Source organism: Micromonospora sp. NPDC047467, assembly GCF_040643095.1.
Taxonomy (GTDB): domain Bacteria; phylum Actinomycetota; class Actinomycetes; order Mycobacteriales; family Micromonosporaceae; genus Micromonospora.
Map to the genome: position 1 here is coordinate 115,839 of NZ_JBEYTO010000014.1, position 9,273 is coordinate 125,111.

10 protein-coding genes and 2 pseudogenes are annotated in these 9,273 nt (G+C 68.2%); 5 read left to right on the top strand and 7 right to left on the bottom strand.

Annotated features, from left to right (window positions below):
- The first annotated feature begins 359 nt into the window (after window positions 1-359).
- Window positions 360-671, top strand: coding sequence for a hypothetical protein (locus ABZ780_RS29420; protein ID WP_357488141.1), 312 nt, complete (start codon window positions 360-362; stop codon window positions 669-671).
- 110 nt (window positions 672-781) lie between these two features.
- On the opposite strand, the gene ABZ780_RS29425 is transcribed toward ABZ780_RS29420, so the two are convergent.
- From ABZ780_RS29425 to amcB, 4 genes and pseudogenes are all read right to left on the bottom strand, one after another.
- Complete coding sequence (locus ABZ780_RS29425; RefSeq protein ID WP_357488142.1) at window positions 782-1,351, bottom strand: kinase; 570 nt, start codon at window positions 1,349-1,351, stop codon at window positions 782-784.
- Between the two features lie 15 nt (window positions 1,352-1,366).
- Window positions 1,367-2,029: a pentapeptide repeat-containing protein gene (locus tag ABZ780_RS29430; RefSeq protein WP_357488143.1), complete on the bottom strand. Its 663-nt coding sequence runs from the start codon at window positions 2,027-2,029 to the stop codon at window positions 1,367-1,369.
- A gap of 60 nt (window positions 2,030-2,089) precedes the next feature.
- Window positions 2,090-2,272: a multiple cyclophane-containing RiPP AmcA gene (gene amcA, locus ABZ780_RS29435; protein WP_357488144.1), complete on the bottom strand. Its 183-nt coding sequence runs from the start codon at window positions 2,270-2,272 to the stop codon at window positions 2,090-2,092.
- Window positions 2,269-3,249: pseudogene (amcB, locus tag ABZ780_RS29440) on the bottom strand (cyclophane-forming radical SAM peptide maturase AmcB); the annotation flags it as partial. The pseudogene amcB and the gene amcA, both read right to left, overlap by 4 nt.
- Here amcB and ABZ780_RS29445 point away from each other — a divergent pair.
- Window positions 3,162-3,437, top strand: a pseudogene (locus ABZ780_RS29445) (nucleotidyl transferase AbiEii/AbiGii toxin family protein); the annotation flags it as partial. The pseudogenes amcB and ABZ780_RS29445 sit on opposite strands and share 88 nt — an antisense overlap.
- A gap of 47 nt (window positions 3,438-3,484) precedes the next feature.
- Here ABZ780_RS29445 and ABZ780_RS29450 read toward each other — a convergent pair.
- Together ABZ780_RS29450 and ABZ780_RS29455 are read right to left on the bottom strand one after the other, a co-directional pair.
- On the bottom strand, window positions 3,485-3,955 hold the full coding sequence (locus ABZ780_RS29450) for a UPF0158 family protein (RefSeq protein WP_357488145.1): 471 nt from the start codon (window positions 3,953-3,955) through the stop codon (window positions 3,485-3,487).
- A 154-nt stretch (window positions 3,956-4,109) separates the two neighbouring features.
- Window positions 4,110-5,339 (bottom strand): DUF6880 family protein, encoded by a 1,230-nt coding sequence (locus tag ABZ780_RS29455; RefSeq protein WP_357488146.1) that lies wholly within the window; start codon window positions 5,337-5,339, stop codon window positions 4,110-4,112.
- A 60-nt stretch (window positions 5,340-5,399) separates the two neighbouring features.
- Between ABZ780_RS29455 and ABZ780_RS29460 the strand changes: the two genes are divergently transcribed.
- Entirely contained in the window at window positions 5,400-5,738 is a 339-nt protein-coding gene (locus ABZ780_RS29460) for a hypothetical protein (protein WP_357488147.1), read from the top strand.
- Between the two features lie 24 nt (window positions 5,739-5,762).
- Here the strand turns inward: ABZ780_RS29460 and ABZ780_RS29465 are convergent, their stop codons facing one another.
- The gene (locus tag ABZ780_RS29465; RefSeq protein ID WP_357488148.1) at window positions 5,763-6,752 is read right to left on the bottom strand and encodes a hypothetical protein; all 990 of its coding nucleotides are present in this window, start codon (window positions 6,750-6,752) and stop codon (window positions 5,763-5,765) included.
- Between the two features lie 6 nt (window positions 6,753-6,758).
- Between ABZ780_RS29465 and ABZ780_RS29470 the strand changes: the two genes are divergently transcribed.
- Together ABZ780_RS29470 and ABZ780_RS29475 are read left to right on the top strand one after the other, a co-directional pair.
- A complete protein-coding gene (locus tag ABZ780_RS29470; RefSeq protein WP_357488149.1) occupies window positions 6,759-6,947 on the top strand; it encodes a hypothetical protein in 189 nt (62 codons plus the stop codon).
- 1,401 nt (window positions 6,948-8,348) lie between these two features.
- Window positions 8,349-9,128 carry a transposase family protein gene (locus tag ABZ780_RS29475; protein WP_357005219.1) on the top strand — a complete coding sequence of 260 codons (780 nt, stop codon included), beginning with the start codon at window positions 8,349-8,351 and terminating at the stop codon, window positions 9,126-9,128.
- The last annotated feature ends 145 nt before the right edge of the window (window positions 9,129-9,273 follow it).

Genomic DNA, 9,273 nt, shown 5'->3' on the forward strand with positions numbered 1-9,273 from the left:
AGGGCTCCCGGGTGTCGCGAACAGCTACAAGGCGTGCCGGCGCAAGACCCTAGGGACCCTCTGCGGTTCGCGGATGAACACCGGCCGACGCTCCGAAGCATCTTGATCACGGGTCCGTTCACCTGGTAAGCGCCACCGCCGACCGGCCAAGCGTGCCGCTGCCTGCGGAAACACCGCAGGCGCAGGCCCATCGGCGATGAACTATGCGTGAACTCGATGACGCAGGCGTGGGGTCGCAATCGCGCAGGAGTCGCATGACCGACCCGAAAGGGGCACCGGGAGCCGAGCGCATTGTCACGGCAGCATCGAAGGTCAGTCCGGAACACGGCCGCTGGTTGAAGGCCCTATCGTGCGATCTGGTGTGGGCGACGACCTGGATGAGCGACGCGAACGACGTACTCGCACCCCTGCTCGGGCTACCGACCCTGCCGGTCGTGCACTGGCCCGACTCCGACGAGATGGGCGTCCTGCACTGGAAGACCCGTGGGCTGGTCGAGTGGGCGCAGGGACGCCCCTTCGTCTGGGTCGACGACGAGATCTCCGACGCCGATCAGCAGTGGGTGTCGACTCATCATCCAAGTCGAGCCCTGCTGCATCGGGTCGATCCCCGTCGCGGGCTGACCGAGCACGCCTTCACTGTCATCGAGAGCTGGCTCAGGCGGGCGCGGTAGGGCGAGCTGCACGTCGTCGCAGTCGCCGTGCTGGGCGGGCTGTCTGGCTACTCGGGACCGACGGTGGCGAACGGTGCGCCGGAACGGCACCGGTAGCCGGCTGAGCTGCTCTACGGGGACGGAACGTTCGGCAGTCGGTCGTCGTCGCGTCCAGTCTGGGATAGCCCAGCCACAACGGCGATGGCCTCGACGGCGTCGTCCAGCCCGGTGGTCTCGGGAAGGACGAGCTCGTCGGACCAGCCCAGGACGTCATGCGCGGCGTACCAGCCGCTCATGTCCTCGGCCGTGAACTCACTGACCTGCGGGCGCGTGAGGTGCCGGCGCAGGGTCTCGGCCAGGGACACGTCGAGGTAGCAGAACAGCGACCGCCCGCGGTGGCCATCCCGCAGAGCCGTCAGCATCGCCCGATAGCGGCTGGTGTGCATGATGCCCTCCAGCACCACGTGGTACCCGTGGTCCAGCGCGAACCGAACAGACTGCCCGATCAACGCCGGCGCCGCGCCACCGGGCTTGTCACGCTCTCGCAGCACGATGCGGCGTAGGTAGTCCTGCTCGACCAAGGCGCAGCCCCGGCCGTGCCGGCGTCGTAGCTCGCGGGCGATGCTGCTCTTGCCGGAGCCGGAGTTGCCCCGGATGCAGACGAGGATCGTGTCGGGGCTGCCCGTGGGTTCAGCGACCACGACGCCTCCTCGGCTTCAGTCGTTGCGCACGGTGAGGTGGAGGGCTGCGACGGTCAGCTGGGTGAGGTCGGGAAGCTGGTCCTCGCCGATGGTGACGCCGCGCAGGTTGTCCAGCGGCGTCTTGAGGCCCTGAAGGCGGCTGCCCCGCAGGTCGGTGCCGTCGAGGTGGCATGAGTCCAATTCCAGTCCGGCGAGGTCACATGACCGCAGCGCGATGCGAGGTAGTCGACAGGAAGACCACGCGCCGTTGGTGAGAGTGCAGTCGGTGAAGGCGACCGAGCCGGCGGCGGTGACGCGGTGGAGGGTCGCGTAGTCGAAGCGGCAGCCGTCGAACAGGACGTCCTTGAGGCGTACGTCGGTGAGTCTGGTGCCCGTGAACCGGGAGCCGGTGATGGCGCAGCGTTCGATGGTGATGCCGGTCAGGGTCGCGCCGGAGAAGTCGGTGCGGGTGATCTCGCAGGCGTACAGGCTGCCCGCTTCCCAGGTGCTCGCGCTCAGGTCCACGCCGATGATCAGGCTGCTGCGGATGCGGGCGTCCTCAAGGCGCGAGCCGTGCCACGCGGCGCCCTCGACGAGGGCCTCGGTGAGGCCACCGTCCAGGTCCGTCGTGGTGTCGAGGTCGTCCGGTTCGAGGTCCGGCAGCAGGACCTTCACGTCGCCGATCGTGGTGGTGCGCATGTGTCCTCAACCTGTGTGGGCGCGGGGTGGGCACGCACCCCCGCGCGTCCCGTGGTGGGGCTACTTCTTCTTGTTCCAGTTGTCCCAGCCGGGTCGACTGTCGAACTTACCCTTGTTAGCCCAGGCGGGGCGGTTGTCGAACTTCGCCGCGTCGATCGACGCTACCGACCGCTGCGGGTCGACGCCGAGGCGGGCGAGTTGCTCGGGTGCCGCGTTGATGAGGGTCGCGAGTGCGTTGGTCATGGTGCTCCTCCTTGAGGGGTGAGGTGATCCGCGGCGGCGCGGACGAGGGCCTGTCGGGTGGTCCGGCAGTAGGTCGTCTCTCGGGCGGTGAACGTCGCGTGCTCGAAGTAGCGGTTGCCGGCCTGGGCGCCACGGCAGAAGTCGTAGAAGGCGCAGTGGTCGGCGCAGTCGTTGAGTGCCGTGACGAACTCGGCGACGTAGCCCAGGTCGCCGGCGCCGGCGAGCATGGCGGTGATCGGCTGATGGAGGACGTTGCCGGCAATGAAGTCGCCGTATCGCGGCTCGGTGATGCCGAGCAGTTCCGGTGACAGCAGCACCACCTGCCCATCCCAAGAAACGGTCGGGATCGGCTCGTACAGGGCGTGGTCGACGAGCCCGGCGCGGGTGGCGGCGAGATAGTCGGCCAGCCGATCCACGTCGCGGATCCGCAGCGGGCTGCCGCCGACACGACGCTCGATGACGTGCTGCCAAAACCGGTACGCGGCATCCTCCGACACCACTGCCCGATCGGCGCCCTCCTGCTCTTCGATGTTGAAGCCCACCGACTCGCAGCCGGGCAGGCCGGTGAAGAAGTCGACGAGGGCGCCCGCGTGGTCGATGGTTTCCGGGGTGACTACACAGATCACCGAGTACCCGACCCCTGCGTCGGCCAGGGTCTGCATGCCGCGCAGGGTCCGGGCGTCCGTCGCGTTGCTGGCCCGGTCGAGGCGGTTCCGGTTCAACGCGCCCGGTCCGTCGATGCTGACCCCGATCTCGAAGCCGTAAGCGGTGAACAGCTCGCACCACTGTCGGTTGATCAGAGTGGCGTTCGTCTGGATCTCGTGACGCACCATCCCCGCGCGCCGCAGCTCCTCGAACGGGGCCAGTAGGCCCCGGAACAGCCCGATGGGTGTGGCGGTGGGTTCGCCCCCATGCCACACGACGCTCACTTGATGACCGCTGTTCTGCTGGGCGATCGACTCGGCACAGGCCCGCGCAGATCGCTCTGCAGGTCGGCGGCCAGTACGGGTTCGCGTTGGCCGGTGGGCACGCGATCGCCGCCCATGGGATCCTCGTCCGCCCCAGCGAGGACGTCGATCTGTTCGCCGACTGGCAACGCCGCGCCGACTTCCCTACCGCCGTCGACGAGGTGATCGCCGCCTATCGTGCGGAGGGCTTCCGCGTCGACATCGACCTGCGGCTCGACACGTTCGCTCGGCTACACGTCACCGATCACGGTACGTCCGGGTCAGGGTGCTCGGTCCGACAGCGGCTCGCGGCAGCGTCATCGATCAGGGAGCTGTCGAGCAGCCAGTCAATGGCCCGGCGGGTTGCCCGAGCCTGGTGGAAGGCGTGCCAGACCGTCAGCAGGTGCGGATGCTCGTCGTGCAGTTCGTCCCTGAACCGTCGGAAGGCACCCCTGCCTTGGACGGCCCGCAAGAGTCTGCGGCCCGCCTGCTCGTCGCTGACCCGCTCGGCAAAGTCGACCATGTCGCGGTGCCAGACGGAGGGCGGTAACGCCTCGATCGGAACCAGGTCGAGTTCATCCAGGTCCACCGGTGTCTTCCCGTCGATGCCGCCGTCAGCCGTCCACATCATGATTTCGCCGCTGACCGGGTCGATGAGCCAGCGGTACTCGTCTGCGCTCTGGTCCTGCAGCGCCGTGGCGATCTCCTCGAGATCGAGGTGGCGTACGTCGAGCATGGTGTCCACTCCCGTTGCCGTGGTCGTCGGCAACCACGGTAGGTCCGCTTCCCTCTCGGCCGCGAGACTGCCGGCCCGGCCGATTATCAGCACGGGGACCGAGGGCCATGAGGTGACTACTGCTCCAGCAACCTGGAATCGGGAGACCGGTCAGCTACAGCCCAGCGGCGTCGAGGGTCTTGAGGAACGTCGGCCGGCGCTTGTGCTCAACCCGCAGCTCGGCGAGGTACTGCCCAAACGCCGCATGTTCTCCGGTGGCCTGGTATGCCGCTTGCAGGGCGGGGAGCAACGCGACGGCCCGCCGGTAGCGCCGCTTGTCGGCCGAGTTGAGGATCGCCTGGTCGACGAGGTCCCGGTACGGCTGGATAACCTCCTCCGGATGCGTGGCGACCCGCCTTTCCAGCAGGGTCTGCCACTGCGGCCCGCCGAGCCACCGCCGGTGGTGCAGGGCCTCCTGCCAGGCCTCGTCGTCACGGCCCACCGCCAGCAGCATGTCGACCAGCTCGGAGGCGTACGCCGGCTGCTGGGTGATCCGGTCGCGCAGCACCTCCATTGCCCACGCCGTCGGATCGTCGCCGCCGGCTGCCTCCACGGTGTCGATCAACGATCGGTACCCGCCAGCGGTGGGATGTCGTGCGAACTCCTCCCGCCGGACCCGCACGGCACCCGGCGGGTCGCCGGCGGCGACGAGCATGTCGACCAGGAGGTCGCGGAGCCGGTCGGTGTAGGGCGAGCCCGCGTTGGCGGCCACGCCCCGCCGGGCCCAGTCCATCGCCTCGTCCCGGCGTCCGGCGGCATGTAGCGCCTCGGCGATCCGTTGGTACTGCACGGCGTTGGTCAGGTGCTCGGCCAGCACCGCGACGTACCGGTCGACATCTCCCGATACCTCAGCGAGCTGCTCGCGCAGGTCACGCACCGCGAACGCGCCGGTCCACGACTCCGGGTCGGCCACACGTGCCCGCTCGGCGACCAGCCGCTCCACCTCCGCGATCCCCCGCCTCCCCAGCGCCGGAGCGAAGTCGGCCAGCCGGACGCGGGGCCAGCCGGGACCGTCGCACTCCAGCTTCACCAGCCAGCCGGCCAGGCTGAGCGGGTTCGGCAGTGCCGCCACGCATGCCTTCGCGTACAGGTCCATGAGCTCCTGCAGGTCGTCTCCGATGATTCCGGAGGAGTCATCCAGGTACATCAGGGCCCGGGTGATGCGGCCGACGGCCTTGCGCAACATCGGCACCGCGAGATCCGCCCGACCGTCGGCAACCAACCGATCACACTCCTCGGCCACCTGGCGGGCGGTCTGCGAGTACTCCCGTCGACCCCGGTAGGGATCCCGCCGGCGGTCCCAGCGCAGCCGGTCCACCAACACCGTCAGATCGTCACCGGTCATCTGTCCATCTCAGCAGACCACGACCCGGCGTCGGGAACGCGCCGCCCTACCGTGTGGGGCGTGCCGAATGACCAGGATCTGGACAACGCAATCGAGGCGATCGTCGTCGACGCCTACGGCGCCGACGAGCAACACAGCGCGTTCCTCGCCGTGATCGAGGACGAAACACTCCTGCCCACCGCAGCCACTTTGCTGGGCACCCCGGTCACCGTCACCTCGATCGACTACACGAACGAGGCACGCGGCCTCGTCGCCGCCTGCCAAGGCCCGGATGGCGCGGGCGAGGTCACCCTCGCCGACCTGGCGTTCCCGCCGGACACGGTCACCGCCTGGATCCACGCCGCCTACCGGCGCTACCTCGGCCTCACGCCGTTCCCGGCCCGGCCGAGGCCCGAGTGAACCTGCCCAGCACCTGACGGTGCCTCAGCGTCGGCGGGCGTAGGCGGCCAGCCGCTCGCTGACCGGGCTGACCCGCGGTCGCGGCGCCCGTCGGAAGTGCTCCGGCTTGTACGCGCGGAGAAGTTCCTCACCGTCGCGGGTCCAGTCGAAACGGGGCTTCTTCAGCAGCCGCCGGAACACCACACTGGCCCGCTCGGGATCACGCGCGGCCAGCCGACGCAGCACCAGCGGGCCGACGCTGTCATCCTGCAGGTACGCCAGCGTGTGCTCCCGGTAGCGGCGGCGGCGCAGCAGGTCCGGATCCGCGAACGCCGCCTCCACCAGACCGAACTCGGCGTAGAAACCCAACCCGTCAATCTCGTCGTAGATTATCGCCACCGTCTCCGCGTCCAGGACATCCGGCGGCAACTCGAACACCGCCGCCTCGTCACTGGCCGGGGCGGAGGACGGCGTGCCAGACACCTCCGCACGGCAGAACGCGTGGTAGGCGGCCATCCGGCCGACGACCTGATCACTGGCCACCACCATGAGGTCGCTGCCGAAAAAACTTACGAACCGGTCCCGATCCTGACGTTGCAGCTTCCACGCCTGGGCCAGCTTCTCCGGGTTCCGGTACACCGCCTCCGGTGCGCGCAGCGACATCTCCAACGCCATCTGGTACGCGACGTCCCGCTCCTGCGCCCGCCACACGTTCATCGGGCCGCTGATCATCCACTCCTCGCCCACCGCCACCAGCCGAGCGAGCAGGAACGACCGACGCGGTGACCGCCGGAACACCGACGGACCCATGTTGGAACGCACCCGGTAGGTCAACTCATCCACGAGGTTCACCACGACCAGCGCCGGCCCGTCGCGCCCCTGCACCTCGAAGGGCCCCTGCACCACGTCCCGCCATCCGAGCAGCATCTGACGCTCCGGCTCGGACAACTCCGGGTGCGCGGCGACGAATTGCTCCACCACCGTCCGGCCGTTACGCAGCCGATGCTCCAAAACGAAGTAGTCCCACAAAATCATCAAGGTGTGCTCGTCGAGCGAAAACCGCTCGTCATGCTGATCCGCCAGCACATCGTCGAACCCTCGCTCATAACGTCGCTGCTGCGAGAACGCCACCAGCTGCTGCTTCAGCTCACCCGCACGATTCAACAGATCATCATCAACGGTGACCGGCACGGCCTGTTCCTACCACGACACGGCATCCACGGGATCTGACCCCCTGCCAACCGGCTCACCGGCTCACCGGCTCACCGGCTCACCGGCTCACGATGCGGCGCCAGCCGACGGCCCTGCTGCGAGAGGAGGATTGCCGAGCCACCCGACGACGCGACATCTGGCAGCAGCTTCAGCACTTGACGCGGAATCAAGAGACCAAGATGCCGCCTCATCCAAGACGCAGATGGAGCGGCAGGTCAGAGCGTTACAAGCCGAGCAGGCCGGCGGCCAACCATGCACCTGGTTACCGCCAACAAAGATCATCCGTTGCCGGATGTTACCGCCGTTACCCGAGAAGATCTTCATCTCCCCAGGTCAACCGGTCGGGACGGCCGGATTCGAACCGACGACCCTTGACCCCCAGGCAACCAACACGACCCCGCCACCTGCTGCTTCACATGCTTTCATCTCCTGTGGCGGTCCCCCGCCGTGCATCCTCGTCCACCGGCGTCCGTCGCGATCGTCACCCAGATAGTCACTCAGTTGGTCCCCCACGCGATGTTCGATAAGCCAGAGCGCCAGACCCCCGCACGCCGCCGAGGCCGCCTTCGGCAGAATATTGATCAACCAGTCCTGCTGATCACGGGAGTGTCATGGCCAGAGCCGAAGATGAAGCGGGCGACACACGGAACGCGTTCAAGAGCATGTTGGCGATCGGCAGTCTCAGCGGTATCGCTCTGGTCGCCATCGTGGCACTCATTGTTCTCCTGTGCTGCGCTCCCTGCCTCTGGTATCGGTCCCTCTCGCCAGACCTGCCCTTCAACTGAATCCGTCCGGCCGGCACGTCAAGCGAACCTTGACGCACGGACGGACGCTGCCGAAGCAGCCGGAGTCGGGTGTCGGCTCTCGTGTCACGGACCGCGCCCCCGGCGAACACCGCCACAGTGGCGCAGTTGACCTAACCTGGCCCAGCACGGACCCGGCTCCCGGGGTCGGAGCTGGCCACCGGCGGCCACCCCTCCCCTCCCAGGTGAGGGGTTGACCTGACCCTGAGCGGCTGCGAAGCCGGCTCCTGGGCGACCGGCATGCCGCCGCGCGGACGCCGCCCCCATGCTTGGGGCTTGCCGCGCGGACCCGGCACGCGCCCTCCCTGCGCCGCGCTGCTTGGGCGCGGCGCGGCCGGCTGCCGGCGACGGACCTCCACCACTCTCGACTCTCCCGTCTGCGGCGGCCCCTTGGGCTTTCCGCAGTCGCCATGGACCGGATCTTCGACGCTGAGGCGTAGTCACTCAGTTAGTCACCCAGGTACGACAAAGGGGCCGTCTCGATCTTCCGAGATGGCCCCTCACCTGCGTCGGGACGGCCGGATTCGAACCGACGACCCCTTGACCCCCAGTGAACTAAGGGACGTCTCGTAACCCTGGTGTCTGTCTGTTGAGGATGGTCGGGCAGGATGCCTGGGTGCAGGTGATCTCGGCAGCTCGCTCGGAGTGGATATTCCCTTTCACCGGGTTGCAGCCCGACCAGTTCCGCAAGCTGGTCCGGCTGGTCGGCGAGCGTGGCGGTGACGGCATCGCCGACGGCCGGCCGGGCCGGCAGTGGGCGCTGGATCTCGCTGACCGGGTGTTGCTGGTGGCGGCGTACTGGCGGACGAATCTGACGATGCGCCAGATCGGCCCGCTGTTCGGGGTGTCGCACTCCGCGGCGCACCGGGTCATCGACACCCTCGCGCCGCTGCTGGCGCTGGCGCCGGTACGCAAGCGGCCGGTCGAGCAGATCGCGATCGTCGACGGGACGCTGGTCCCGACCCGTGATCACCGCCTGGCGGCCCGGAGCAAGAACTACCGGTACTCGACGAACCTGCAGGTCGCTATCGACGCCTCCACCCGCCTGGTCATCGCCGTCGGTGACCCGCAGCCGGGCAACCGCAACGACACCATCGTCTACCGCACCTCGGGCATTGCCGAGACGTTGGACGGGCGGCCGGTGATGGCTGACGGTGGCTACCGGGGCAACCCGGAGGTGATCATGCCGTACCGCAAGCCTGCCGACGGCGGTTCACTGCCGGATTGGAAGGAAGCCCTCAACGTCGAACACCGGACCGTCCGAGCAGGGGTTGAACACGCTCTGGCCAGGATGAAGTGCTTCAAGATCCTGCGCGACTACCGCCGTGCCGCCCACACATTGGCCGACGCCGCTTCCGGCATCGCCAACCTCCACAACATCATCCTCGCCGGCTGACCACCGGGCCGGTGCCGGGCAACGCCTTCACCCAGTTACGAGACGTCCCTTAGTGCCTCGTCATGCGGCCTTGAACGGGTAATCGGGATGGCGGATCTTGGAGTTGATCGCGTATCCGGTTTTGGGTTGGGCGTGTTGGTTGCGC

Coding starts and splice junctions, on each gene's coding strand:
- ABZ780_RS29465 (WP_357488148.1), bottom strand. CDS start 6,752: ATGATTTTGTGGGACTACTTCGTTTTGGAGCATCGGCTGCGTAACGGC.
- amcA (WP_357488144.1), bottom strand. CDS start 2,272: ATGACCAACGCACTCGCGACCCTCATCAACGCGGCACCCGAGCAACTC.
- ABZ780_RS29430 (WP_357488143.1), bottom strand. CDS start 2,029: ATGCGCACCACCACGATCGGCGACGTGAAGGTCCTGCTGCCGGACCTC.
- ABZ780_RS29450 (WP_357488145.1), bottom strand. CDS start 3,955: ATGCTCGACGTACGCCACCTCGATCTCGAGGAGATCGCCACGGCGCTG.
- ABZ780_RS29455 (WP_357488146.1), bottom strand. CDS start 5,339: ATGACCGGTGACGATCTGACGGTGTTGGTGGACCGGCTGCGCTGGGAC.